Genomic DNA, 24,916 nt, shown 5'->3' with positions numbered 1-24,916 from the left:
CCCGTATGGCCCAAGGGAGGAAATGGTCTGATTTTGTTTTCTTCTTTAACCAATGCACCCTAGCCCTAGCCCAACTCCAGCACCCGCCGCTATGACGACTCCCATTGCCGCTCCTAACAGTGTTCTCGTGCGCCGCGCCTCTGGTGCCTTTGCCCTGATCGACAGCCTTAGACGGCATGGGGTAGAGCATATTTTTGGCTATCCGGGTGGGGCTATTTTGCCAATCTATGACGAGCTGTACCGCGCCGAAGCCGCCGGGGGCATTAGTCATATTTTAGTGCGCCATGAGCAGGGCGGTGCCCACGCTGCCGACGGCTACGCCCGCGCTACCGGCAAGGTGGGCGTTTGCTTTGGTACCTCTGGCCCCGGGGCTACCAACCTGGTTACCGGCATTGCTACCGCCCAGATGGACTCAATTCCCATGGTGGTGATTACGGGTCAGGTGCCCAGCCATGCGATCGGCAGCGACGCCTTCCAGGAAACCGATATTTTTGGCATTACTCTGCCGTTGGTCAAGCACTCCTATGTTGCTCGCACCCCCGACCAGATTCCGCGCATGGTAGCGGAGGCCTTTTACATTGCCCAGACCGGTCGCCCTGGCCCAGTGCTAATTGACATTCCCAAAGACATTGGCCTGGCGGAATTCGACTACGTGCCCGTGGAGCCTGGCCAGGTAAATCTGCCCGGCTACAAGCCTACCGTCAAGGGCAACCCGCGCCAGGTCAACCCAGCCCTGCGCCTGCTGCGCCAGAGTGAGCGCCCCTTGCTGTATGTGGGCGGCGGTGCTATCACTGCTGGGGCTCATCCCGAGGTACTGCGGCTGGCCGAGTACTTTCAAATTCCGGTGACCACCACGCTGATGGGCAAGGGTTGTTTTGACGAACATCATCCCCTGGCACTGGGCATGCTGGGCATGCACGGCACCGCCTACGCCAACTTTGCCGTTAGCGAGTGCGATCTGCTGATCGCGGTAGGCGCTCGCTTTGACGATCGCGTCACCGGCAAGCTAGACGAGTTTGCCTCCCGCGCCCAGGTCATCCATATCGATATTGACCCCGCCGAGGTGGGCAAAAACCGGGCTCCTCAGGTGCCCATTGTGGGCGACGTGAAGCAGGTGCTGACCACTATGCTCAACCGCCTAGAAGAAGAGAGCCAGCCGCCGCCCCCCAACCAAACGGCGGCCTGGCGCGATCGCATCGATCGCTGGAAGCGCGACTATCCCCTGGTCGTGCCCACCTACCCCGACGAGCTATCGCCTCAAGAAGTCATTCACGAACTCGCCATTCAGGCTCCCCACGCCTACTTCACCACCGATGTGGGGCAGCACCAAATGTGGTCAGCGCAGTTTCTAAAGAATGGCCCCCGCCAGTGGGTGTCGAGCGCTGGGCTAGGCACCATGGGCTTCGGCATGCCCGCCGCCCTGGGGGTGCAGGTAGCGCTGCCTAACGAAACGGTGATCTGCATCAGCGGTGACGCCAGCTTTCAGATGAACCTGCAAGAGCTCGGCACCCTGGCCCAGTACAATATCCCCGTCAAGACGGTGATTGTGAACAACGGCTGGCAGGGCATGGTGCGCCAGTGGCAGCAGGCTTTCCATGGCGAGCGCTACTCCTCTTCTAATATGGAAGTGGGTATGCCCAACTTTGAGATATTGGCCCAGGCCTATGGCATCAAAGGCATGGTGGTGCGCGATCGCGACCAGCTCACCCCAACTGTAGCGGCTATGCTGGCCCATGACGGCCCTGTACTGCTCGATGTGCGCGTGCGCCGCAACGAAAACTGCTACCCCATGGTGGCTCCCGGTAAAGGCAACCACCAAATGATTGGCCTGCCTGAGGTGCACGGCACAGGCAGCAGCCTTGGGCCTGCCCCCTGCGTCAACTGTGGGCACCAAAACCTCTCAACCAGCAACTTCTGCGCCGAGTGCGGCACGAAGCTATAGCCCCTAGCACCACCATCAACAGAGAGAAAATTGGGATCCAAACTACCGCCGCCAAGAGCGACTTTAGGGTTTGGATTTAATCTTCAAACCTGCGGCCCAATCAATGGTTTCGTTGAATTGAGTCAATCCTGGCCCGGTTCTGGTCAGTTTTCGCGGGCTGATAGCTCAAATTTTTCAGAATGCAGTATCCTGACTTCAGTTTCACTACTGATGTGGGTCATCTATGTCCGCTGCGCTGAAATCCTATGTGCCCCGTCCAGTACCATCTCGGTCTAGGACAGCGACAGCTAACCAAGCTTCGCTTTACTACAGTTCCGCTGCTCTACCGTCAGAACCCAGGCCCAGGGTTTCTCCGCCGGTGGTACTGCCCACGGCACCAGGCCTAGACTCCCCTAGCCCAGCGGTACGACGACTGGCTCAGCTGCACCTAGTCTCGTCTGTGCTGGCGGTGTCTTTAGTAGCGCTTGCCCTGGTGAGTTACGGCACATCGGTCTACATCAATCGCCAGCTCAACCAGGTTAACCAAAAGCTCAATCGCTTGCAGCGCAACGAGCAGCAGCTCACCACCGCCAATGAAGTGCTCAAAAATCACTTAGCTCAGCAGGTTGAGGGCAGTGAAATGGGATTTCAGCCGCCTCAGCCCAACAGCGTTATTTTTCTCAAGCCCGCCCAACAGGCTGCCGTGGCCATGCCCACCCCAGTCCCCACCTCATTCGTGGGGCGGTTGGCTGTTCCCAAGGTGGATGTACCCCTGGGTTACTAAGCACTAGCCCCACCGTTTACCTGCGTTACATCTATGGCTAGTTCTGCTTACTCTACCCGTCGTCGTCGCCGTCGCAAACCGGCCCGTCCAATGGCGGTGACTCCCTTCAATCCAGCCGCTACTCAGATCAGAATACTCCTGGTATGGGGGCTGTTGGTGCTGTCGCTGGTGGCGATCGCCGGGCGATTAGCCTGGCTACAGCTAGCCCAAGGAGATAGCCTTTCCAGTCTGGCCCAGCAGCAGCGGCTGGCATCGCCGGTGCAGCGGCAGGTGCGGCACTCTATTGTCGATCGGCAGGGCAATGTGATTGCGGTCGATCGCGTGGTGTATACCCTCTACGCCCATCCCCAACTGTTCGATCTGTCGATTCCAGAGATGGCAGCTACCCTCAGCCCGCTGTTAGACAGCCCTGAGTCCGGTCTAATCAGCCAGTTTAGCCAGCAGCCGACGGGCATTCGTGTGGCCGACGGTCTGCCCGAAGCCACGGTCGATCGCCTGCGCACTCTGCGGCTCAATGGTCTCGAACTTTCCCCCCAGCAGCAGCGCTTTTACCCCCAGCAGCAGCTGTTTGCCCCCATTGTTGGCTTTGTCAACTTTGACGGACAGCCCCAGGCCGGGTTAGAAATTGCCTATCAAGACCAGATAGCGCTGACGCCAACCCTAGCAGTATCGCCAACTGAGACACCCCCAATCGAGGCAGAGGCTACTGTAGAAACCTACGGGCCTCCAGCGCCAAGTTCTACCGCAGACGATGCCGCTAGTGTCTCTGAGAATCAGGCTGATCTAGATCCTGACAACGGCACCGCTAGACCAGAGCAAGACAGTACGGCTAGCCTGCGCCTCACCCTCGATAGTCGGCTTCAGCGCACGGCTCAGCAGGAGCTTCAGGCGGTGGTCGATCGCCACCATGCCAAGCGGGGCACCGTGATGGTAATGGAGGCCAAAACGGGTGAAATGCTCGCTCTGGCCAGTGTGCCTACCTACGACCCTAACCAATACTTTAAAACTGACCCCGAAGACCTCAAAACCTGGGCTGTCAGCGATCTCTACGAGCCGGGCTCTACGTTTAAGCCGATCAATATTGCGATCGCCCTAGAAGCCGGACTCATCAGCCCCGACGAAGTCGTCAACGACAGCGGCCAGATGCAGTTTGGCGAATGGAAAATCAGAAACCACGACTACGCCACCGCCGGTGGTCGGGGGCCGCTCTCCATCACCGATGTGCTGAAATACTCCAGCAATGTGGGCATGGTGCGCATTATGCAGAAAATGCCCGCCGCCGACTACTTTACCTGGCTTCAGCGCCTCAGCCTCGATCGCCCCACCGGCATCGATTTACCCGCAGAAGCCACCGCTCAAATGAAAGACCGCGAGCAGTTTGTGCGCAGTCGGGTCGAGTCGGCCACCACGGCCTTTGGCCAGGGGTTTTCGCTATCGCCCATTAAGATGCTGCAACTGCTTGCCACCCTAGCCAACGGCGGCAAGCTGGTCACGCCCCACGTGGTCAGCAGCATGGTCAACAGCGATGGTGAAGCAGTGTGGACGCCACCCCGCCCTCAACCCAAAACCGTTTTTTCGCCCCAAACCACCCAGCAGGTGCTCACCATGATGGAGGCCGTGGTCAACGAAGGTACCGGCGATGCCGCTAAGCTTGCCGGCTACCGCATTGGGGGCAAGACTGGTACGGCTCAAAAGGCGACCGTGGCGGGGGGCTATGGCCGAGGCCGCGTCACCAGCTTCGTGGGCATTTTACCCATTGACTCACCTCAATACGTAGTGCTGGCCGTTATCGACGAACCCCAGGGAGACGATGCCTACGGCTCAACGGTCGCTGCTCCCTTGGTTAAAAAGGTGATTGAAGCGCTGGTGGTGCTTGAAGGAGTACCTCCCAGTGCCGCTGCCTCCACCCCTTAAGGGGCGATCGCTTAAAAGGGAGATGCTGTCACCGTGCCGCCTAGGTTTTCAACGATCGATCGCGTATTGGCAGCCATCATGGTGAGATAGCTATCCCCATCACTGCCAGGGGCACCAATCGAGTCGGAGTAGAGGGCTTGGGGAGCCAGGGTCACGCCAGATTCGTCGGCCACGGTGGTAATGAGCTGGGGGTTGATGGTGGTTTCGGCAAAGATCGCCGGTACTCCCAATCCTTGAATAGAGGCAACTAGCTGCTGCACAGTGCGGGCACTGGGCTGCTCTTCGGTGCTCAGCCCAATCAGGGTACCGACTACGGTGAGGCCATAGGCGCTGGCGTAGTACTGAAAGGCGTCGTGGGTGGTGACAAGCTGTCGCTGCTCCGGGGGAATGGTGGCGGTCTGGACTCCAATCCAGTCGTGGAGCTGGTTAAGTTCGCCAATGTAGGCGGCGGCGTTGGCGGTAAACAGCTCGGCCTGGTCGGGGGCAAGTTCAATCAACTGGTCGCGGATCGCTTCAACCATGGGCACCGCGTTACTCACGTCGCCCCACACGTGAGGGTCGGGTACGGTGGTTGCCCCTGTTTGCAAGTCCAAAGGGGGCACGACCTCGCCTAGGGCTACCCGCTGGGCATCTACCCCAGCCGCATTGAGCAGCCGAATCAGGTTGGGCTCTAGGTCATAGCCGTTGTAGAAAATCAGGTCAGCATCTTCAAAGGCAATGGTGTCGGCGGGCACCGGTTCGTAGACGTGCGGATCGGCCCCCGGCTGCAAAATGCTGGTCAGCTCGATCTGATCGCCGCCCACCTCAGCTACCCAGTCAGCAATTACAGTGCTGGTGGACACCACCTCTAACCTCCCACTATCCCCGCCGTTGGGAGTAGATGACTGATTTCCAACCTCACAGCCAATCAATCCCAGACCTGCGAGCAATAACACGGCAGCTTGTTTTCCATACCGTAGACATAGATTCATTTGCTGCATAAGCTCTTTTCATATTCCTTTCATTTTTACGATACAATCATTTCATAATTGTTTCATTTTTGCGATCGCACCACCTCCTCCCTGCTCTAGAGATACCGCTATGGCCCCTGCTCCCTCCATCACCATTGACCACCTCAGCGTCAACTACCGCGACGTGCAGGCCCTGCGCAACGTCAACCTCACCGTGCGACCCGGCAAGCTGGTGGGCGTCTTTGGCCCCAACGGCGCGGGCAAGAGCACGCTGGTCAAAGCCATGCTGGGGCTGATGCCGCTAGTCACCGGACGGGTCACCTACGGCGACGATCTCCTGGCCCACCAACTCAACCGGGTGGCCTACGTTCCCCAGCGATCGCAGATCGACTGGACCTTTCCTGCCACCGTGTGGGATGTAGTGATGATGGGTCGGGTGCAAAAAACCGGCTGGTTGAACCGATTCTCGACCGCGAGCCGCCAGATTGCCAAAGATGCCCTGGAGCGGGTGGGCATGGCTGAGTTTCGCGATCGCCCGATTGGGGCGCTCTCGGGCGGGCAGCAGCAGCGGGTGTTTTTGGCCCGCGCCCTGGCCCAGGAGGCCGATATCTTTTGCTTTGACGAGCCCTTCGTGGGAGTTGACCAAAAGACCGAGGCGGTGATTTTCCAGATTTTTCGCGAGCTGGCGGCGGCGGGCCACATCGTCTTAGTGATCAACCACGACCTGGGCGAGTCGATTACCAACTTCGACCAGCTGATCCTGTTAAATAAAGAACTCATTGCCGCTGGCCCCCGCGACTGGGTACTCACCCGCGACAACATGACCCGTGCCTACGGCGGCCACGTGGGCTTCTTTGGCCATGTCGCCTGATTTAGCACTGCTCAACGGGCTGGTTGAGCCGTTACAGTACGCCTTTATGCAGCGATCGCTAGCCGTGGCGATCATGGTGGGGATCATTTGCTCGGTGGTGGGCAGCTATCTGATGGTGCAGCGCCTAGCGCTGCTGGGCGATGCCATTAGCCATTCGGTGCTGCCGGGGCTGGCGATTGCCTTTCTGCTGGGGATCAACATTTTCATTGGTGCTTTCATTGCTGGGGTGATCAGCACCGTGATTATTGGCTGGATTCACACGCGATCGCCCATCAAAGAAGATGCCGCCATGGGCATTGTCTTCTCGGCCTTTTTTGCCCTGGGCATCACGCTGATTACCACTATTCAAAAAGACAACAAAATCGATCTCAACCACTTTCTCTTCGGCAATATTTTGGGCGTCACGGCTGGAGAAGTGCGCGATACGGCCATTATTGCCGCTTTAGTGCTGCTAACCGTGGCTCTGCTCTACAAAGAGCTGCTGTTCTACAGTTTTGACCCCTTGGGAGCCCAGGCCAGTGGCTTGCCCACGGGGCTGCTCAACGCTGGGCTGATGGTGCTGATTGCTCTCACCGTGGTGGCCAGCATGAAAGTAGTCGGCGTTATTTTGGTGCTGTCGCTGCTGATTGCGCCAGGGGCCACGGCCTATCTGCTGGTACCCCGCCTGCACCAGGTCATGCTACTAGGGGCTGGCGTAGGGGTGTTTTCGAGCGTTAGCGGTATGTACTTGAGCTACTACCTCAACCTACCCTCCGGGCCAGCCATCGTGATGGTGGTATCGACGCTGTTTGCCCTGGCATTTTTATTTAGCCCCCGCTATGGCGTGCTAATGGGGCCAGGCCGGGGGCAGGCGTGGCAAAAGCTACAGGCCATCTTTCGTTCCAAAGACGGTATTTCCTAGCTGACCCATCCCTGATCCCCAAAATTATCAACCTGCTGGCATGGGACACCCAGAGTTTTCTCCCCAGCAGTTTTCACAGCATTCATTAGCAGCACCGCAGGCCGCCGGTCTGTAGGCACCCAAATTATCGCTGGCTTCTGTGGGGACACCTGCGGCCTAGATCAGTCCATGCTATGCCACAGCTACCTGTCCGACTGGGTGCGTAGCTCCTGAGCCCGCAGATAAATCTGCACCCACTGAGCCTGAATTTGTCTGTGCTTGAGCCCGAGACGACGGGCTAGCTCGTCGGGGGGGTGCTCCTCCCTGTAGGCGGTCAAGATGGTCTGCTCTTCGGGGGTGAGGTCTTGCCAAAACCCATCCCACTGGGCGGGGGTTAGACCAAAGTTGTGCTCTTGCAGGGAGGTTTTTAGCCAGCCCAGCACCATGGCGGGCTGCTCGCGCAGAGCAAAAATCCGAATCGCGTGGTAGCTAATTTTTTCGCGCAGACGATAGACCTGCTGCACCGGCATATTGAGCGCCTGGGCAATCTGCTCTTGGGAAAGACCGTTGAGGTGCAGCTCTAGCCACCGGGCCGCTGTGTCGTCCAAATTGCGGCTGAGGTAGTTCACGAAGGAGCTCTTGACCTGCTGCCGCATACTCTGCTGCTCTAGCTCATTTTGCTCATCCTGGTACTGATTCCAGGCTTCTACATCGAGCAGGCTCAGGGAGTCTTCGCTGTCGTTAGGGGCAATTTCGTCAGAGACTAGGCGAATCAGCTCCCCGGTGGGCACCTGGGTCATGCCGCCCTTCTGGCTGCGGCGCAGGTAGTTGACAAAGCGATAGATAATCAGCGGCTGGTTGCGAATTGGGCGCAGGCAGTATTCTTCGATGCTGGCCAGCATCAGCAGGTTGCGCAGGCGCGGGTTTGGGGTGCAGGTCGAAATCCACTTGAGCTGCTGGGCCAGGTGGCGATCGCTGCGCATCATCTCTTGAATCACTTCCTGAATCACATCGACCACCGTGCGGCGGCGATCGCGGCTCAGGGAAATCCAGGTTTTGATCTTGTTGCGAATCAAAAACAGACCGCTGAGCCGTTTAATCAGGCGCTGATAACCCTCCTCTGGGCTCACGTTCCAATAGCGCTGCTGCAAAATGCGATAGCGGTACTCGATAGCCTGGCGGGCGATCGCCAGGTCGGCCTCTGCCAGAGTTGCCAACCGTTCCGGCGACTCTCCCACCAGCCAATGAACAACACTTCGGCAGATGGATTGAGGCTGATCGGGAAAGTCCTCCCGCAAACGGGATAACCAAACCTCGGCTATATTATCTGCCGCGACCATGCAATCAATCCTTTCCGGGTGTGCTCAAGCGGGTTGTACAGGTTGTAGGCTTTATCTTAGTATCTGTTTCCTTCAGACTTACGACTTGGACTGTGTTTTTTAGCGCGCCCGTTTGGCGACAACTAGCACCCAAGCAAAAGCTTCACATAAATTTTACAATCTCTGCCTATTCAGCAAGATTGTGCGAAGGGTGTTCTTCGCTGCCGGAGTTACCTTTTCTGTACTGGTAGGGTGCACATAAAGCCATCTGTACTTATACGGTAGTCGTCCTGTGACAAAGGTCACATTAAATACTCCGTAGTTCTAGTAAGCTTTCAGTTAGTGCAGTTCTCAAGCCATATTCCCGCTAAAAGAGCATAAAGCTGCTTGAGTATACGGGGAACATGCGGAAGAGCTGGTATAAAATTTTTCACATCACTCTTAGCACACGCATTCCGTCAACAGGGTCTACCATGTTATCCCTCCTTCCAGACAGTTCTGGCAGCGCTTATCCAGAAACTTCCCCATCAATCATTCATCCCTCGGCTCGGTGCCTGATCAAACGCTCTATAGATATTTTGGGTGCCCTGGTGGGGTTGATCATACTGGCTTTCGTCACAGTCCCCATTGCTCTAGCCATTGCTCTAGATAGCCCTGGCCCAATTTTCTATGCCCAGACCCGCTACGGCCTCAAGGGTAAACCGTTCACCATTTGGAAGTTTCGCTCCATGGTGCAAAATGCTGACGCACTCAAGCAAACGGTATCCAACCAGGCCCAAGGGCTGATTTTCAAAAATAAAAATGATCCCCGTATCACCCGAGTGGGGCGCATCTTGCGAAAGACAAGCCTAGATGAGTTTCCACAGTTTTGGAATGTGCTCAAAGGCGATATGAGCCTGGTTGGCACTCGTCCTCCGACCGAGGATGAGGTCTCTCGCTACAGTTCTCACCACTGGCGGAGGCTCGACGTTAAGCCAGGCATCACGGGTCAATGGCAGATCAGCGGGCGATCGGCCATCAAAGACTTTGAAGAAATTGTGCACCTCGACTTGCAATACCAGGCCATTTGGTCGCCCTGGTACGACCTTCAGGTCATTCTCAAAACCATCACCATACTGCTCGATCGCAGAGGCGCTTACTAGGGCTTAAGCAAGGCTCTCAGCCCTATGAACATCGTCATCATCGACGTCTGTAGCAACCACCAGATTATCGCGATGGATGACGGTGTCTGCCCCCACGTACCCTAAGATTGCTGGGATGTCTTCTGACCGATGGCCCAAAATTTGGGTGAGGTCTTGGGCGCTGTAGTTAACCATTCCTCTGGCAATCTCTTCACCACTGGCCGCACAGATCACAACTGCATCTTGAGCCTCGAAGTCGCCGTCTAAACGAGTGATACCAGCAGCCAGCAGCGACTTGCCGCCCTGCAAGATCGCCCGAGTTGCACCTGGATCTAAGTAAAGGCGGCCAGCAGGGGCAAGGCCAGCAGCAATCCAGCGTTTGCGGGCTGGGCTGGGCCGGGGCGATGGGGCAAACTGGGTGCCAACAGCTTCTCCAGCGAGGGCTTTAACCACGTTGTGGGGCTGACGACCATCGGTAATGACGGTGCGCACCCCCGCCTTCGTAGCAATTTGAGCCGCTTCTAGCTTGGTCAGCATACCGCCGGTGCCCCAGGCCGATCCCTGCCCCCCCGCCAACGCTTTGAGGGCCTGGATATCCGCTAGCCGATCGATGGCAATAATTGGTTGGGCTTCGGGGTTAGAGCGAGGATCGGCAGAATATAGGCGATCGACATCGGTGAGTAAGAACAGCCACTGAGCCCCAATCAGGCTGGCGACCAAAGCTGAGAGGGTATCGTTATCGCCAAACTTGAGTTCTTCTACCGCAACGGTGTCGTTCTCGTTGACGATGGGAATCACGCCTAGCTGCAATAGCTGGCGAAAGGTACGATAGCTGTTGACATAGCGCGATCGCTGGGCCAGATCACTCCGGGTTAGCAATACCTGGGCAATGGGCTGGTTCAGGGCCGAAAACAGATCGTCGTAGATGCGCATTAACCGACCCTGGCCCACCGCTGCTACCGCCTGCTTCATGGCTAGGGTCTTGGGTCGCTCGGTCAGATTGAGCCGTCGGCAGCCAATGCCCACCGCACCCGATGAGACTAGAACTACCTGGTGCCCTTGCTGACGCAGGGTGCAGAGGGTCTCTACCAGCGCAGCCAGGGTAGAGAGGGCAAACTGACCACTGCTCGTGCCGGTTAGGCTAGAAGTACCGATTTTGACCACTAGGGTTTGGACTGGGCTCACGGGCAGGTAACATCAGTAACGATAGCCCTGGCAGTATAACAATCGGTCTGTCCTCAGGGCAGAGTTGCCATAGCCAAAGACCGGCCTTAGAGAGGCCCCACGCCCCCTAAAAACTTTGGGTGTCAACCCAAAAGTCGACACCCAAAAATGGCTTATTAAATTAAGAGCCTATATTAAACCGGCCCCTATTCATGCATCCTATTATCGCAACGGCCCCAAGATTTCAATTGAACTCTAATATTTCCTTTATATTTAACCTGACCAAGCTTCTTGCGCGAAAAGTTGCTAAGCGTAGATGTTCTTTAGTTGTATTGGCCAACGGTTGATTTCCTAACCCTAGAGAGTGACCCCCAAGTATTGGGAGATCAAAACCTCAAGCGTCCGTAAGGGGGACGTGCGCGCCACCTGATTGAGCCCCGGCATAGGGTTCACCAAAATGGTGAATAACCCCACCCGGTTGCCAGCCAAAACATCGGTGAACAGGCGATCGCCCACCATAGCGACCTGATCCACTGGGAGATTCATAGCCGCCAACGCTAGCTTTAGCTTACGTCCTGAAGGCTTACCGGCGCTGGTTAGGTAGGGTACATCGAACAGGGCGGCAATTCGACTGATGCGGTGGGCATTGACGTTGTTGCTCACAAGCCACACTGTCGCAACGGCCTTCATCTGCTGCATCCAGTGGGCCAGATCGGGGTTGGTTTCAGCCTGTCGCAGAGGCACTAAAGTATCGTCTACGTCTAAAATGAGCCCCTTTACGTTGTGCCGAGCCAGCAGCTCAGGGGAAATCGCCAGGACGTTGCCATCCAGCACTAAATCGGGTTGCAGCAGGCGAGAAAAGGACATAACAAAACCATAGCCCCAAACGTAGCATAGTCTAGATTGGCGGTCTAAAGCTGGCTGAAATACCAGCGATCCCCAAACCACAACGATTAAACCGCAGCGCAAAAAGCCACTTGGGATGATTTCAGCGGCGATCGCCCTGCAGATCTAGGACGGCTTCTGGAAACCAGTTTCCCCGCTGGTGGGCAGTGCCCACCTACGGCAGCTACAGCCGCTGGATAAATCGGGGATTTTCTTTCTCAGAAATCTCCTAGTGCCGATGGCTGAGGGCTAGTTGTCAATGGTGGCGCGAATGGCATCACGAGCGGCCTCGTGCTCGGCCAAGGTGCGGCTAAACACATGGGTGCCGTCGTAGCGGGCCACAAAGAATAGGTAATCGGTAGACTCAGGGGCTAGGGTGGCCGCCAGGCTGGCTTCCCCCGCGCTGGCAATTGGGGTAGGGGGCAATCCTGGGTTGATGTAGGTGTTATAGGGTGAAGGGGTTCCTACCTGAGTCCAGGTTAGAGGCTGCTCTGGGGTCTGCACAATACCCAGACCATATTCGACCGTAGGGTCAGCCCCCAGCGGAATATTCTGGTTGAGGCGGTTAGTAAAGACCCCGGCAATGGTGCCGCGCTCGTCGGCAATCACGGCCTCTTTTTCAACGATGCTGGCCAGGGCGGCCCAGTCTAGCAGCGTCAGGTCAGTAGTCGCCTGCTGGTAGATCGGCAGTGCTACCGTCTCAAAACGGCTCAGCATAATATCGACTACCGCATCAGGAGTCACGCCCTCCGCCGGCAGCTGATAGGTATCGGGAAATAAAAATCCCTCCACATGGGGAAGGCCATCGGGCAGCCAGGGATATTTCTCCCTAGACACTTGCTCCGTAGCCGCCAGAAACGCGTCTGCAGAGAAAAAGCCCTCTTCCTCAAAGTAGGTCGCCATTTGGCGGCGGTTCCAGCCCTCGGGAACCGTAAACGAGGTTTGCACGACCTGACCACTGCGGATCACAGCGGCGATCGCTGTCATTGAGTCAGTTGGACTGAGGGCATAGGTGCCCGCCTGAAATTCACCCTCAGCATTTTGCCAGGTTTGCCAGCGCGACCACAGCTTCCAGGCCAGGGCCGATCGGATCAAACCCGCCGCTTCAAGGTCTTCGCCAATCTGCTGGCCCGGAGTACCCGGCGGAACTTGAATTTGCACCGTTCCAGGAGCGGCTTCGGCAGAGGTTGCGCTGACGGGCTGGTTGGCCCAACTCCACCAGGCCCAGCCCTGCCAGGCCGCTACCCCGGTAGCCAACGGCAGCAGCAGCCCTAGAAAACTCCACCGAACCCAGCGTGAACCTTTAGCCATAGTTGCACTATCGATAAATCGCCGTTACGGACGTTCTTACTCTAATAGATCAAACAGCTTTTCCTCTAAGCCACCGCGAATGGTCTGAAATTCCTCTGGAGTCACTACCTCCAGAGATCCGTCGCTGGTGCGATGAGCAAAAATCAGCAGCGGGTCGAGGGGCGTGCACAGGGTATATTCTTCGTCGTCGTAGAAGCAGGTTGCCAAGATCTGAAATTCTTCTGTGACGGGGTTACCGGCGTCGTCAAGGTCGTCTAGCTCTAGGGTGAGACAGTTGTCTTCCTCAGCCTCGGGCACCTCCCCCGACGCAGTCAGGGTAATGGCGGTGCGCTGGAGGGACAAATTTTGCTCAGCCAGCACGGCCTTGGCGGTGAGAAAGACCTGATCGATCTCTTCCTCTTCCACATCCATTAAGACCTCGTCGTCATTGTCGTCTTGCTGCCACACAAAAATCTCGATGGGGGCATCAATGGGCAGCAAAAGCAGGTATTCGCGATCGTTGAGCTGAAAGCTCTGCTCCACTTGACAGGGCAAAAACCGCCCGGCATCGTCGGTGAGAACTACGGCTGACTCGTCAATCGGTTGGGTATTATCCGCCATGGAGGCTACTCTTTTCTCGGTAACCAGGTGCAGTGGATCAACACCGCAGCCCAGTATGAACACTGAACGGTGTTATCAGAATATCCCATCCGGTTACGTCTGTTTACAATGAGCGTCGTTCGTCTAACCAGCGCTGCAGGATGATGGCGGCTGCCTTGCGGTCAATTAAAGCTTTTTCCTGGGCTACCGAATGGCCTGCGGCGCGCATGAGGTGTTCGGCCTCTACCGAACTCAGGCGTTCATCGACATAGACAACGGGCAGCGATAGAGCCTGACTGAGTCCCTGGGCCACCTTTCGCACCTGGCGAGACTGAAAGCCCTCTTCCCCATCCATGGTTAGCGGCAAGCCCACCACCAGTACCTGGGCCTGCCGGATCTTAACCAAATGTTGTAAATCGACCACCAGTTCCTGAAACGATCGCCGCTGTAGCGTGGTGAGCCCTGTGGCAATCAGGCCCGTGCCGTCGCAACCCGCGACCCCAATGCGCCTGCGACCAATGTCTAACCCCAGAGCTGAAACCAGCGCCATAGTCTTGCAGCCTTAGCGATCGCCCTCAGAAGGCGGCGCACCGGTACCTGCATTTGGCGTTTGCGGCCCTAGCCCCCTCTGCCAACGCTCTGCCGACCAGGTCATCCGCCCCGGCACCGGCTTACCGGCAGGCTGTAGACCCGTTAGCATGTCAGACAGCTGTAGCCCCTCTAGGGAAAGGTGCCGAGCCTCACGCACTTTGTGCCACACCGATCGCGACATCAGCAGGGCATGGGAGGCGGGGGTCGCTTGAATTTGAGTAAAGCACTCCTCTCGCTCGGGTTGATAGTCGAGGGAGGTCAGCCGTAGAGACTGGGCCGGGAAGGGTTGCAAAATTTTCGCCATCTGCGTCATCAGCTCCAGGTAGAGCCAGGTATAGGCCGGGTGAACCGTTAACCCGGCCTCGTGGGGCTGCTGACCATCCCGGGAAATTGCCAGCTTAAACTGACCAATCGCCGCCTTGCGCTGCTGCTCAAACACGTAGGCGCTGACCGTTTCAACCTGGTTGACCAGACGGTCGGCGGTGGCGGTCATGCTGCCCATCAGACCGGTTTTAAAGTCTTGGATCTGATGATCAAACACCTGGCGCACCAGAGGTGGCATGGCGGCCGTGTCTAGCTGGTACAGAAGCTGAGAGTCGGCGTTGCTAATAGGCAAAAGGTTCGGCAGATCGGGCTCGCGCTGAGCCAGGGTTTCGATCTGCTCGGCAGCCATCTCCCAGTAGGTCATCTGGGCCAAGGGCTGAAACCCATTGAAGCGATAGAGCGCCAAAGCAGAGGTGTGGTTGACATCAACCTCAAGCATCCAGGTTCTGGCCTCCCAAATCACCTCGAAGCAGTGGCGCAGCAGCCGTGAACCGACATCCATATAGCCTGAGGCCGCCACATATCCCGAGGCCGCCGTGTCAGCCAGGGCGCGACGGTTGATCACCACCTGCTCAACCCGCCAGGTGCTGCGAGTCTGATTGAACGGCGACACCTGAATAAACCCCACCAAAGATTTTTGGCGCTCGGCCACGAAGGTGGCCTGACTCTGCTGCTGCACGGGGCGGGGCAGCCAGCTTAAAACTTTCAGGGGGCCGTACCAGCGGCGCTGATAATCTAGCCATGTCACGATATCTTCGGCAGCATCAAGGTCGCCACCAGCCTCCAGATCCTCTGGCTGCCACTGCTTAAGGTCGTCTAAATCGCGGTATTGCAGCGGCCTTACTGTTAGGGTAGGGCCAGGGGTTGTCATAGGTGCCATAGGATCTCAAAGATCTGACCTGTATGCCGTCATCCTAGCCGATTTTCCTGATTTCCACACCGCCCCTTGGCGAGGGGAGAGCCGCCTAAATTAACTGCTAAACCGGCAGGGCTACTTTTGTAATCAGGAGGATTGAGCGCTGGAGAAACCTCAAAACTTACCATTTACAAAACTTATAATTTAGGCGACGATTGCACTTACGGCTGTTTTCAGCCCTTCATAAAAGAACAGTTAGCGGTCGAGCTGTACAGCCCGGTCAGCGGTATCTAGGACTTACCATGAGAAATTTTTTAGCCATCGAGCGGTTTTGCCTATACGGTCACGTGGTCGCCATGGTGTTTGGCCTGGCCGGTCTGCTATGGGTGGTACCTCACCCTGGCATCCTAGAGTACTTGCCAGCGGGGCCAACTCTCTTTCGGTGGAGCATGGCCGGGGGCGGCGTCGGCTACATTTTGTTGGGCACCCTGGCCATGGCTCTGTACGCCTATCGCACCCTGGGGCTAGGCAGCTTGATCACATTTGCGATCGCCTCCGTCGGCATTTCCGTCACAAGTGAGCTGTTGGGCACCAGCACTGGCTTTCCCTTCGGTAACTACACTTACCTCAACGGGCTGGGTTACAAGGTCGCTGGTCTGGTGCCCTTTACCATTCCGCTGTCGTGGTTTTATCTGGGTCTGGCATCGTTTTTGCTGGCTCGCAGCGGTTTGGCTGCGGGGGGCGGTGCTGGACGCTACAACTGGGCGCGATCGCTAGCCGCTGTAGTTCTAGGATCTGTACTGCTCACCTCCTGGGATTTTGTGCTCGACCCAGCGATGAGTCAGACCGCCCTGCCCTTCTGGTACTGGCACGAGCCCGGTGCCTTCTTTGGCATGCCCTACCAAAATTTTGCGGGGTGGCTTGGGACTGGGGTCGTCTTTATGGGCGTAGCCCTGGGTCTGTGGAAAACCTTTAAGTTCTCGCCCGAGCTAGACCAAGGGCAGCTCACCCTACCTCTAGTAGTGTACTTGGCCAACTTTGGCTTTGCCCTGGTGATGAGTCTGGCTGCTGGGTTTTATGTCCCCATCGCGCTGGGAATTTTGACCGGAGCCCTACCTGCGGTGCTGTGCTGGCGCGCCACTGCCCAGGAAGATCTCTCTGGTGAGTTAGCTGAGCCCACCCAGGTCATCGAAACTCCCGTAGCTGCGACTAAGGGATCCTAAATAGCCCTGTTGCCACAGAGCTGTTGCCGATGTCGGCAGCACAAGACCATCGGCCTCGGACAGTAGATTCGATCCGAGGCCCAATGGGATCAAATTGAGCTGTAGGAATCCACAGTCAGTCAGTTCAACCGCGATCCACGCCCGTTTTTGAGGTATTCCCTTGCTCCCCGATGTGGCCACTCCGTTTCCCTGGCCGAGTTTTATCGCGATCGTGCTCTTGGCAGGGCAGCTGCCGATGGTGGCGGTGCTGCTGTCGCGGTTGATGCAGGGCCCCTTTCGCCGGCCTCCCCTGGCCCCAGCCCGCCCCGACCTCGATCTGCTGGGCACGGTTTCGGTGGTGGTACCCACCCTCAACGAGGCGGATCGGATACGCCCCTGCCTGGAAGGGCTGATCCGTCAGGGCTATGAAGTGCGGGAGATTTTAGTCGTCGATAGCCGGTCTACCGATCGCACCCGATCGGTAGTCAGCGCTTACCAGGCCCATGACCCGCGGTTGCGGCTGCTAGAGGACGATCCCCTGCCCCAGGGATGGGTTGGGCGTCCCTGGGCCTTGGACTACGGCTTTCGCCAGACATCGACCGCTAGCACCTGGGTACTGGGGGTTGACGCCGATACCCAACCCCAGCCTGGCCTGGTGGCAGCTTTAGCCAAAGCCATGAACCGTGAGGGCTATGACCTGGTGTCTCTCGCGCCCCGGTTTATTCTCAAGCACCCCGGCGAATTTTGGCTGCAACCGGCTTTATTGATGACGCTGGTGTACCGATTTGGCCCGGCGGGCAGCCCCAGTAGCTCTGCCCAGCGAGTAATGGCCAATGGCCAGTGCTTTATGGTACGGCGATCGCTGCTGGCCCAACTCGACGGCTATCAGGCGGCTTCTAGCTCCTTTTGCGACGATGTCACCCTGGCTCGCTACGCCGCAGCCCAGGGTGCCAAAGTGGGTTTCTGGGATGGCACCCGCCTGCTGAAGGTGCGCATGTACGAAGGCATGGCCGAGACCTGGCGCGAGTGGGGCCGCTCTCTAGACTTAAAAGATGCGGCTCCGGCAGCACAGATCTGGTGGGATTGGCTATTTCTTGCCCTGGTGCAGGGGTTGCCCTGGGTGATTGTGCCGGGGGTGTTTGCCGTTCGGCTGCTACTGCCCGCAGCTTGGTCGCTGACCCTACAACTGCTGCTGATTGTGAACGCGAGTCTGCTGCTCGTGCGGCTGGGCATGCAGGCCGCAGTAGCCTCAGCCTACGACCGGCAGGAAGCAGCGGGAGCCTGGGCCTTCTGGCTGTCGCCCCTAGCGGATCTGGCAGCGGTAGCGCGCATCGGCATGTCATCCCTGCGGCGACCTACCCAGTGGCGGGGGCGGCAGTATCCAGTAGGAGATTGAGGGGTAGGTCAACGCTCGGCTCTCACATCCATTCGGCAGCACGCTAGGGATCAAGGATTAAATGACGTAGGATAGCCGTCACGGCTGTCCTATAGCCGTTCATAGTCAGGCAGGATGCCCTAACCTACAAAACTTGGATTGTGTTCAATCCTCATTCCTCAGCACCCCAGCCCTTAAAAGGATGACGAGCCAGGTTTAAGTTGTAGTAACGCGGATCGTAACTGACCTCTGCACCTATCCAGGCAGGCAGATCGACCAATTGATCGGGGCTGGTTAGCTCAATTTCTGCCACAATCAACCCCTGGTTGTCGCCCGAGAACTCGTCTATTTCCCACACCACATCCCCTAGAGGAAGGCGATAGCGGGTTTTTTCGATCAGGGGTGGCTGGCAGAGGGTTTCTAGAATAGTCTGGGCATCGGCGACAGGAATGGGGTATTCAAACTCAGGGCGCACCAGACCGACCGCCGGGCCTTTGAGGGTGAGATAGGCGCGATCGCCCACTCGCCGTACCCGCACCGTGCGGGCATCTTGGGTGGGAATATAGCCCTGGCACATCACCTCTCCCTGGGCAGCGTGCCGCCAACCATCGCCGACCACCAAAAACTTACGCTCAATTTCTTGACCCATAGAACTGCGCTGCACGCTACCTTTGCAGCGTAGCCTAATCCAAGGGTGCGCGAGGGTGATATTCGCCCCAGGCAGCGCTTAGAACTTGCTCAACCAGACCGCCTAGGAAGCCCTTTCTGCTGGCCCTTAGCGACAGTTGCCTCGCGACCACCCCCACTCCTCTACCCCAATGGATACCTGGGAGCCTGGGCGAGGATTGCCGCCACTGAGGTCAACCAGCGCCAGCTCTGTCGCAGCCCGGAAGGATCCCCGATAAACCGGCTGCCCCTGGGCATTGTTGCGATAAAACCGCAGGGTTGACACCGTAGGCTCTGCGCCCGATCGCTCCCAGCGAATTTCTGTGAATCGTTGATTGGCGACCTCAGCGCGATATTGCCATCCATTTTGCATCTGCCCGGTGCAAATGACGGCCCCGGCCGCTGGAGGAACAACTGGGGGCTGGGCGGTGGCTTGCTGACCGCTGAATTGAATGAAAAAGGGCTGACCGTCTAGGGTGCCGTTCGATGAGATGGTGATGATCGAGTTATTGGGTCCATAGCGAATATTGGCGGGGCCTTGGGCATCTGCATTCCCTGAGGAGGTGAGATTGAGGACAATGTCTTCGGCGGTCTTACGGGTTTGCTGTCCTGCGAAGGCGATATTATTGCCATCGGCTAGGCGAATTGATAGCTCGGCGCTGTTATCCGGCTGAACGGTGACCGAAGCAAAGGAAATATTTTGGTTCGAACGTCCTTGAAGACCAAACACCCCTTGACCTGCCTGAGTCAGGGTCACCACACTGGGGACAGGGGGACGGCCAACACTGTCGTCGCCAATGGTGAAAAGGATCGACAGAGGTTGACCGTCAAGGGTGCCACTGCCGCTCAGAGAGATCAGACTGTTGTCCTGATAGCGGACAGTGAGCGTTCCTGTAGCGTCAGCCGCGCCTGCACTGGTCAACTGAATCTGGGCCTCAGTCGCAGTGCGGCTGACCAATTGCCCCTCCCATCGCTGCAAGTTGCCATCCGCTAGGCGCAGAGAAATCTCAACTTGCTGATTGGGGCGGCTGGTCACAGTGACAAAGGTCACGGTTTGACTGGGGCGGCTGCCGATAGATAAGGTGCCTTCCCCTTCTCCAACTAAGTTCAAGTCGGCCTGCTGGGCGAGAACAGTGGAGGAAGGCATGGGCACGGCTGCCCCCACGATCTGGGGAGTGACCATTACCGTGACGACAGCGCCATAGGCCAAAGCCGAACAGGCCAGAATCGAGCGGATTTTCATATCGATGACCTTATTAGTAACTTTTGAACTCATTCAGAAGGGTTTGCCTGGCACTGGCGGCTAATTTTCTGGGGTGCTGTAAGCCCTCGCCCATGGGTTATTTTGTGCTGATCGTTAATATCAAGATGCTGAATGCCACGCCAGTTCCAGGGGCATCACACGTGAAGCAGATAGCTAATTGAGAGCTATTTTTGTACCCTGAAGTTTTCTAACAAGGCAGGAACAACAGTTTTTTCCAGAGGAACTCTAGCAGAAAAACCGTTCTGACTCAATTGGGTGACTGGACGTGCGGAGCGTCAACTTCGGAGATTTCATCGGGTGGGCATTGCTTTCAAGCCTTGATGATGCTTCCTCACCCTGACCCAGCGCGGCCTAGGCCGTGTCGCCCCATTGGCCAAAGCAAAGCAACCCCCAGGCTAGTCAATCCAAGGCGTAGGAATCTCGGCAGTCGCCGGGTGATAGTCAAACATGCGATCGCCCAAAAAGGCCCTTAGGCCATGTACCTAAGGGCATTTCTCTCAGCAGCTTCCCTACTCAGCATCGGGTGCAGCCGCTCGATTGAGCACCCACTGCGTTAGGAAATACGCCGCAGCACATAGCTAGTTAGGTCTTGGAGGGCTTGGCAAGCGGCAGAGGGGGGCAGATGCTCTAGGCAAGTTGCCGCCAGTCGGGCATGGGTGGCGGCTAGCTCGCGCGATCGGGCAATACCGCTGCTGCCGTGTACCAGGTCAATGGCCTGGTCAAAATCGTCGGCCTCAGAAAACTCCCGCTCAATCAGGGTGGTGAGAAAGGGATGCTCGGCCATGGCGTAGAGCACCGGAGCCGTTAGATTGCCGCTTTTTAGATCAGAGCAGGCGGGTTTACCCAAGACTTCGTCAGAGCTGGTGAAGTCGAGAATATCGTCAACCACCTGAAAGGCCAACCCCAAATGCCGTCCGTAGTCGTAGAGCTGCTCAACCACTGGCTCAGACATGTTGCTGAGTACCCCGGCAGCCTTAGCACTGTTGGCCATCAGCGAGGCCGTCTTGAAATAGCTCTTGTCCAAATAGGTATCAATAGAGAGGCTGGTATCAAAGCGGTTCAGCCCCTGCTGAATTTCGCCCTCGGCCAGATCCATAATTACCTGGGAGAGCAGCTTGACCACTCGCAGGTTGTCTAGGTTAGCCAAGTACCAAGAGGCCTGGGCAAACAAAAAATCCCCCGCTAGCACCGCGATGCGATTGCCAAAGCTGCTGTGCACCGTGGGCACCCCCCGCCGCACACTGGCTTCATCGACCACATCGTCGTGCACCAGGCTGGCTGTGTGGATCATCTCGGTAATCTCGGCCAGGCGACGGTGCTTGGGAGTGATCTCTTGCCCTGGCAGGGTGGCCTTAGACAGGAGTAGCACAATGGCTGGGCGCACTCGCTTGCCCCCAGCACCAAACAGATGCTCGGCCGCCGCCGACAAAATGGGATGCCGTGCCCCAACTAACCCCTTTAGATTTTGGGTCATCAGGTCAAGGTCGGACTCAACTGGCGCGAAAAGAGAAGTTACTGAAGTCATAGACCCCGGCAAGAGCGCTAAAGTTACGAATTTTTACATATTCTATCGCCATTCTAAGACAACCCCCAAAGCAGTATTGGTAAAAGCTCAGCCTCTTTCGTTAGTCAAAGCCTCCGGCTTCAAGCTTGGCCAACGGCTTCGCCCAGGGGCAAACCCATTACCAGGACTGGGTTTCAACGGTTTAAACCAGACCGTCAGCGCTGGGCAAATTCACCAAGCCAATTCCCCAAGGCCGCCCAAAATTTAGGCGACTTGCCCCCTATAAATCGCTTACCCAGCAGAGGAATACCGTGATAGACTCAGAATTAAGAATTTCTCAAGAATATAAGCAGAGTTCGTAAGATTTTTTGATCGGCTCTGTCTTGTTTATTACTTTGAGTCGATCGCAGTGCTGGGTGGTTTTTCCACTGGTTTCTTAAGCGCTCGGTCATTTTTACTAACTTCTGTGGGTGTGCCATCACCCAAAATTGTTGGCGAGCAAAATTCCTTTTTCAGAGAGGGGATTTGGTTTTGCAGCATCGGTGCTGCTCTACCGTATTCATGGCTCGCCAGGCATTTACTGGTTTCTCTCATCTGCTGCTGCCGACCATGACCTACTCTATTTCTCTCGTTGTTATTCCGCTGCTGGCGATCGCCTATCTACTCTTGATCTACGGCATGCTTGTGCTGGCCCAGCGCCTGAGCGCACGGCGTCGCTCCCAGGGTTAGCCCTTGGGGTGAGCCACTAGCTCTGGCAGGCGAATTTGGCGCACGGCAGGCTGATGACCCAGCCACTGCACCGCCAGGCGTTTAAACTCGGGAGCTGAACCACTCACATAAAACTCCGTTGACCAGGCAGGAGTACTGCTCCGCAGGCCCAGGGCATCGAGTTCTTTAGCGGCGGCTGCCACCATAGAAATCGCTGGATCAACATACTGCATCGCGGCGGGCAAAATTGGCCTTAGCACCGGGGCCAGGTGGGGATAGTGGGTACAGCCGTAGACCAGGGTGTCAATATTGGCAGCCATCAGCGGCTGTAGGTAGGTGGCTGCGGTGCGCTGGGCATGGGGATCTTTAATTTGGTTTTGCTCAACAATCGGTACAAACAGCGGACAGCCCACCTCCCACACCCGACAGTCTGGGTTAATTTCTTGAATGGCGTGGGTGTAGGCCCGACTGGTAACGGTAGCCTGGGTGGCAATCACGCCAATGCGACGGCCCCGCAGAGCCGCCGCCTGAGCCCCAGGGCGAATCAGCCCCAGCACCGGGAAGGGAAACTCGCCCTGCACCAGGTCAAGGGCCAAAGCCGAGCTGGTGTTGCAGGCCATAATCACCATCTTGACGCCCTGGTCGGCCATCCAGGTCAAGATTTGGCGCACAAAGTAGAGAATCTCTTCGGGCGATCGCGATCCGTAGGGCAGCCGAGCCGTATCGCCAAAGTACAGCACCGACTCGTTGGGCAGCTGGCGGTAGATTTCTCGCAGTACCGTAAGGCCGCCGACACCGCTATCAAAAATGCCGATGGGTGCCGGGCGCTGAGCCAGCAGGCGATGGTCTAACCCGTTTTTCATGGGTGCTTGTGCCTAGGGACGAAAAAATAATCTCACTGAGTCTACCGGTTTTTGGAACGGTCGTTAGCAGGTTGGGGCGAAGTGTGGGGAAGCCAGCGCCAGCAGGTTAGGTGCTTGTAGTATGCAACCAGACCCGCCATAGAGCTGCCATACCACCGACACACCCCTGCGACATCGTTTCAGTAACCTAACGTTTGAGACGTTTTAGCTCTCCGCTACACCTCTCGGGGCAATAGGTTCGGTTTTCTCAGGGGGGAAACCCCCACGGGTGAAGTGACTAGATCCTTGAATATAGAGATGGTCTTAAAGACATCTGCCTCAGACCCCAGCTTAGAACTGAAACATCTGATGCAGACCGCCCCGCCACAGTTAGTTAACCTGAGACTCAGGAAACAAAGTGACCACTACCCCCGTCAGACGCATAACTACACCTGTAGTACTTTACGCAACCAGAAAGTTGTTATATTCTGGAGGAGTAAACTCATAGTGGTTTCGAGTTTCGTTTGAGAATTCCAGCCCTTGGCTCGCTTCAGGTTTTGCACGATTGGTCAACTTACTGCTTACGCAGGCATTGTCTTTGAGCAACCGTTGGATTGGCAGGTCTGCATTGCGAGTGATTAATTTAGTCCTGATCGCCAACGGTCAGCGAAGAAAACTGTAGAACCAGGTTCTGCCAGACCGTTGAGAGATGAGGAAAGGGCAGAGTCTATTCACACCATATTTTCCCTGGCCCGGTGTTGAGCTGGTAGCAGCCGAGAACCCCAGTCTCTTTCCGCGATTTAGTCCAGGCGTTTCTAACTTAACTGTTTTTGCTTCGGTTTTTTGGTTTCAGCATTCAGCGTTTGCCGCATCGTCAGTGGAGGAAAAGGTTAATTCATGGCTAAAACAAAGACCCGCATACTAAAGAGCAAGCCCCTCTACAGCGCTGACGCTGTACGCACCTACCTCCATGAGATTGGCCGAGTACCGCTGCTCACCCACGAAGAAGAAATCATCTTCGGCAAGCAGGTGCAGGCCTATATGGCCCTGCTCGAGCAAAAAGAGAGCCTGACGGAGTCGTTAGGCCGTGAGCCCACTTTGGCAGAGTGGGCCGCAGCCGCCGATCTCAGCGAAGATAAGCTCAATCAAACCCTGCGTCAGGGTGAGCGCGCTAAGCGCAAGATGATTGAGGCCAACCTGCGCCTGGTAGTGGCGATCGCCAAAAAGTACCAGAAGCGCAATCTAGAATTTCTAGACCTCATTCAGGAGGGCACCCTGGGCCTAGAGCGCGGTGTTGAGAAATTTGACCCGACCAAGGGCTACAAATTCTCTACCTACGCCTACTGGTGGATTCGTCAGGCCATTACCCGTGCGATCGCCCAGCAGGCGCGCACCATTCGCCTGCCCATCCACATCACCGAAAAGCTCAACAAAATCAAACGGGTGCAGCGCGAGCTGTCTCAGCAGCTGGGCCGCAGCCCCAACGCCAACGAAATTGGTGAGGCGCTGGAGCTAGAGCCCAAGCAGATTCGCGAGTTTTTGGTGCTGGCGCGCCAGCCCATCTCGCTAGATGTGCGCATTGGCGACAACCAGGATACCGAGCTGCAAGAGCTGCTGGAAGATGACGGCATTTCGCCCGAGACCTTCACTGCCCAAGAGTCGCTAAAGCAAGATATCCGCAATCTGCTGTCTGAGCTGACCCCCCAGCAGAAAGAGGTGATTACCCTGCGCTACGGCCTCGAAGACGGCAACGAGCTATCCCTGGCCAAGGTGGGCACCCGTATGAACATCAGCCGCGAGCGAGTGCGCCAGCTCGAGCAGCAAGCGCTCAAACACCTGCGCCGACGCAAGGCCACTATGCATGGCTACATCGCCAGCTAGGTTC

21 protein-coding genes are annotated in these 24,916 nt (G+C 56.9%); 9 read left to right on the top strand and 12 right to left on the bottom strand.

All coding sequences use genetic code 11. The features are described from left to right. Window positions 1-91 precede the first annotated feature (91 nt). The 3 genes from ilvB (at window position 92) to VB780_RS20895 (ending at window position 4,619) form a co-directional block, all read left to right on the top strand. The gene (gene ilvB / locus VB780_RS20905; RefSeq protein ID WP_323353114.1) at window positions 92-1,942 is read left to right on the top strand and encodes a biosynthetic-type acetolactate synthase large subunit; all 1,851 of its coding nucleotides are present in this window, start codon (window positions 92-94) and stop codon (window positions 1,940-1,942) included. A gap of 358 nt (window positions 1,943-2,300) precedes the next feature. Next, window positions 2,301-2,705 (top strand): hypothetical protein, encoded by a 405-nt coding sequence (locus VB780_RS20900; RefSeq protein WP_323353113.1) that lies wholly within the window; start codon window positions 2,301-2,303, stop codon window positions 2,703-2,705. Window positions 2,706-2,738: 33 nt separating this feature from the next. Next, window positions 2,739-4,619, top strand: a complete 1,881-nt coding sequence (locus VB780_RS20895; RefSeq protein WP_323353112.1) for a penicillin-binding protein 2 — start codon at window positions 2,739-2,741, stop codon at window positions 4,617-4,619. A gap of 11 nt (window positions 4,620-4,630) precedes the next feature. Here the strand turns inward: VB780_RS20895 and VB780_RS20890 are convergent, their stop codons facing one another. After that, a complete protein-coding gene (locus tag VB780_RS20890) occupies window positions 4,631-5,461 on the bottom strand; it encodes a metal ABC transporter solute-binding protein, Zn/Mn family (protein WP_323353111.1) in 831 nt (276 codons plus the stop codon). 238 nt (window positions 5,462-5,699) lie between these two features. Between VB780_RS20890 and VB780_RS20885 the strand changes: the two genes are divergently transcribed. Together VB780_RS20885 and VB780_RS20880 are read left to right on the top strand one after the other, a co-directional pair. Further along, on the top strand, window positions 5,700-6,440 hold the full coding sequence (locus VB780_RS20885; protein ID WP_323353110.1) for a metal ABC transporter ATP-binding protein: 741 nt from the start codon (window positions 5,700-5,702) through the stop codon (window positions 6,438-6,440). Then, a complete protein-coding gene (locus VB780_RS20880; RefSeq protein ID WP_323353109.1) occupies window positions 6,430-7,341 on the top strand; it encodes a metal ABC transporter permease in 912 nt (303 codons plus the stop codon). Before VB780_RS20885 ends, VB780_RS20880 begins: the two co-directional genes overlap by 11 nt. Before the next feature lie 182 nt (window positions 7,342-7,523). Here VB780_RS20880 and VB780_RS20875 read toward each other — a convergent pair whose 3' ends face one another. Then, window positions 7,524-8,660, bottom strand: coding sequence for a HetZ-related protein 2 (locus VB780_RS20875; protein WP_323353108.1), 1,137 nt, complete (start codon window positions 8,658-8,660; stop codon window positions 7,524-7,526). Between the two features lie 452 nt (window positions 8,661-9,112). Here VB780_RS20875 and VB780_RS20870 point away from each other — a divergent pair, with 452 nt between their 5' ends. After that, window positions 9,113-9,781, top strand: coding sequence for a sugar transferase (locus VB780_RS20870; RefSeq protein ID WP_323353107.1), 669 nt, complete (start codon window positions 9,113-9,115; stop codon window positions 9,779-9,781). Window positions 9,782-9,784: 3 nt separating this feature from the next. Here the strand turns inward: VB780_RS20870 and proB are convergent, their stop codons facing one another. The 6 genes from proB to VB780_RS20840 form a co-directional block, all read right to left on the bottom strand. Continuing rightward, a complete protein-coding gene (gene proB / locus VB780_RS20865) occupies window positions 9,785-10,945 on the bottom strand; it encodes a glutamate 5-kinase (RefSeq protein WP_323353106.1) in 1,161 nt (386 codons plus the stop codon). Window positions 10,946-11,281: 336 nt separating this feature from the next. Continuing rightward, the gene (locus VB780_RS20860) at window positions 11,282-11,791 is read right to left on the bottom strand and encodes a YqeG family HAD IIIA-type phosphatase (RefSeq protein WP_323353105.1); all 510 of its coding nucleotides are present in this window, start codon (window positions 11,789-11,791) and stop codon (window positions 11,282-11,284) included. A 267-nt stretch (window positions 11,792-12,058) separates the two neighbouring features. After that, a complete protein-coding gene (gene mltG / locus VB780_RS20855; protein ID WP_323353104.1) occupies window positions 12,059-13,120 on the bottom strand; it encodes an endolytic transglycosylase MltG in 1,062 nt (353 codons plus the stop codon). 36 nt (window positions 13,121-13,156) lie between these two features. Then, entirely contained in the window at window positions 13,157-13,720 is a 564-nt protein-coding gene (locus VB780_RS20850) for a DUF3727 domain-containing protein (RefSeq protein ID WP_323353103.1), read from the bottom strand. 103 nt (window positions 13,721-13,823) lie between these two features. Then, window positions 13,824-14,249, bottom strand: a complete 426-nt coding sequence (gene ruvX / locus VB780_RS20845; protein WP_323353102.1) for a Holliday junction resolvase RuvX — start codon at window positions 14,247-14,249, stop codon at window positions 13,824-13,826. Window positions 14,250-14,261: 12 nt separating this feature from the next. Further along, window positions 14,262-15,494 carry a GNAT family N-acetyltransferase gene (locus tag VB780_RS20840; RefSeq protein WP_323353101.1) on the bottom strand — a complete coding sequence of 411 codons (1,233 nt, stop codon included), beginning with the start codon at window positions 15,492-15,494 and terminating at the stop codon, window positions 14,262-14,264. 278 nt (window positions 15,495-15,772) lie between these two features. On the opposite strand from VB780_RS20840, the gene cruF reads away from it, so the two are divergent. Together cruF and cruG are read left to right on the top strand one after the other, a co-directional pair. Further along, complete coding sequence (gene cruF / locus VB780_RS20835) at window positions 15,773-16,693, top strand: gamma-carotene 1'-hydroxylase CruF (RefSeq protein ID WP_323353100.1); 921 nt, start codon at window positions 15,773-15,775, stop codon at window positions 16,691-16,693. Window positions 16,694-16,853: 160 nt separating this feature from the next. Further along, a complete protein-coding gene (cruG, locus tag VB780_RS20830) occupies window positions 16,854-18,068 on the top strand; it encodes a 2'-O-glycosyltransferase CruG (protein WP_323353099.1) in 1,215 nt (404 codons plus the stop codon). A gap of 151 nt (window positions 18,069-18,219) precedes the next feature. Here cruG and VB780_RS20825 read toward each other — a convergent pair whose 3' ends face one another. From VB780_RS20825 to murI, 4 genes are all read right to left on the bottom strand, one after another. Next, complete coding sequence (locus VB780_RS20825) at window positions 18,220-18,696, bottom strand: CYTH domain-containing protein (RefSeq protein WP_323353098.1); 477 nt, start codon at window positions 18,694-18,696, stop codon at window positions 18,220-18,222. Between the two features lie 126 nt (window positions 18,697-18,822). Continuing rightward, on the bottom strand, window positions 18,823-19,956 hold the full coding sequence (locus tag VB780_RS20820; RefSeq protein ID WP_323353097.1) for a hypothetical protein: 1,134 nt from the start codon (window positions 19,954-19,956) through the stop codon (window positions 18,823-18,825). A 574-nt stretch (window positions 19,957-20,530) separates the two neighbouring features. Then, window positions 20,531-21,502, bottom strand: coding sequence for a solanesyl diphosphate synthase (gene sds, locus VB780_RS20815; protein ID WP_323353096.1), 972 nt, complete (start codon window positions 21,500-21,502; stop codon window positions 20,531-20,533). Window positions 21,503-22,206: 704 nt separating this feature from the next. Then, window positions 22,207-23,052, bottom strand: a complete 846-nt coding sequence (gene murI / locus VB780_RS20810) for a glutamate racemase (protein WP_323353095.1) — start codon at window positions 23,050-23,052, stop codon at window positions 22,207-22,209. Window positions 23,053-23,928: 876 nt separating this feature from the next. Between murI and VB780_RS20805 the strand changes: the two genes are divergently transcribed. Further along, the gene (locus tag VB780_RS20805) at window positions 23,929-24,912 is read left to right on the top strand and encodes an RNA polymerase sigma factor, RpoD/SigA family (protein ID WP_323353094.1); all 984 of its coding nucleotides are present in this window, start codon (window positions 23,929-23,931) and stop codon (window positions 24,910-24,912) included. Window positions 24,913-24,916 lie beyond the last annotated feature (4 nt).

The sequence above is a fragment of the Leptolyngbya sp. CCNP1308 genome, assembly GCF_034932455.1.
In the GTDB taxonomy this organism is placed as follows: domain Bacteria; phylum Cyanobacteriota; class Cyanobacteriia; order Phormidesmidales; family Phormidesmidaceae; genus Nodosilinea.
The sequence above is the reverse complement of the archived record's forward strand: the minus strand, read 5'-3'. Positions and strand labels throughout refer to the sequence as shown.

What these genes read in the sequence shown, in the direction of transcription:
- murI (WP_323353095.1), bottom strand. Translation starts at nt 23,052, where the DNA reads ATGAAAAACGGGTTAGACCATCGCCTGCTGGCTCAGCGCCCGGCACCC.
- VB780_RS20860 (WP_323353105.1), bottom strand. Translation starts at nt 11,791, where the DNA reads ATGTCCTTTTCTCGCCTGCTGCAACCCGATTTAGTGCTGGATGGCAAC.
- VB780_RS20880 (WP_323353109.1), top strand. Translation starts at nt 6,430, where the DNA reads ATGTCGCCTGATTTAGCACTGCTCAACGGGCTGGTTGAGCCGTTACAG.
- VB780_RS20820 (WP_323353097.1), bottom strand. Translation starts at nt 19,956, where the DNA reads ATGAAAATCCGCTCGATTCTGGCCTGTTCGGCTTTGGCCTATGGCGCT.
- ilvB (WP_323353114.1), top strand. Translation starts at nt 92, where the DNA reads ATGACGACTCCCATTGCCGCTCCTAACAGTGTTCTCGTGCGCCGCGCC.
- VB780_RS20870 (WP_323353107.1), top strand. Translation starts at nt 9,113, where the DNA reads ATGTTATCCCTCCTTCCAGACAGTTCTGGCAGCGCTTATCCAGAAACT.
- VB780_RS20885 (WP_323353110.1), top strand. Translation starts at nt 5,700, where the DNA reads ATGGCCCCTGCTCCCTCCATCACCATTGACCACCTCAGCGTCAACTAC.
- VB780_RS20895 (WP_323353112.1), top strand. Translation starts at nt 2,739, where the DNA reads ATGGCTAGTTCTGCTTACTCTACCCGTCGTCGTCGCCGTCGCAAACCG.
- sds (WP_323353096.1), bottom strand. Translation starts at nt 21,502, where the DNA reads ATGACTTCAGTAACTTCTCTTTTCGCGCCAGTTGAGTCCGACCTTGAC.
- mltG (WP_323353104.1), bottom strand. Translation starts at nt 13,120, where the DNA reads ATGGCTAAAGGTTCACGCTGGGTTCGGTGGAGTTTTCTAGGGCTGCTG.
- VB780_RS20875 (WP_323353108.1), bottom strand. Translation starts at nt 8,660, where the DNA reads ATGGTCGCGGCAGATAATATAGCCGAGGTTTGGTTATCCCGTTTGCGG.
- VB780_RS20840 (WP_323353101.1), bottom strand. Translation starts at nt 15,494, where the DNA reads ATGGCACCTATGACAACCCCTGGCCCTACCCTAACAGTAAGGCCGCTG.
- ruvX (WP_323353102.1), bottom strand. Translation starts at nt 14,249, where the DNA reads ATGGCGCTGGTTTCAGCTCTGGGGTTAGACATTGGTCGCAGGCGCATT.
- VB780_RS20805 (WP_323353094.1), top strand. Translation starts at nt 23,929, where the DNA reads ATGGCTAAAACAAAGACCCGCATACTAAAGAGCAAGCCCCTCTACAGC.
- VB780_RS20850 (WP_323353103.1), bottom strand. Translation starts at nt 13,720, where the DNA reads ATGGCGGATAATACCCAACCGATTGACGAGTCAGCCGTAGTTCTCACC.
- cruF (WP_323353100.1), top strand. Translation starts at nt 15,773, where the DNA reads ATGAGAAATTTTTTAGCCATCGAGCGGTTTTGCCTATACGGTCACGTG.
- VB780_RS20825 (WP_323353098.1), bottom strand. Translation starts at nt 18,696, where the DNA reads ATGGGTCAAGAAATTGAGCGTAAGTTTTTGGTGGTCGGCGATGGTTGG.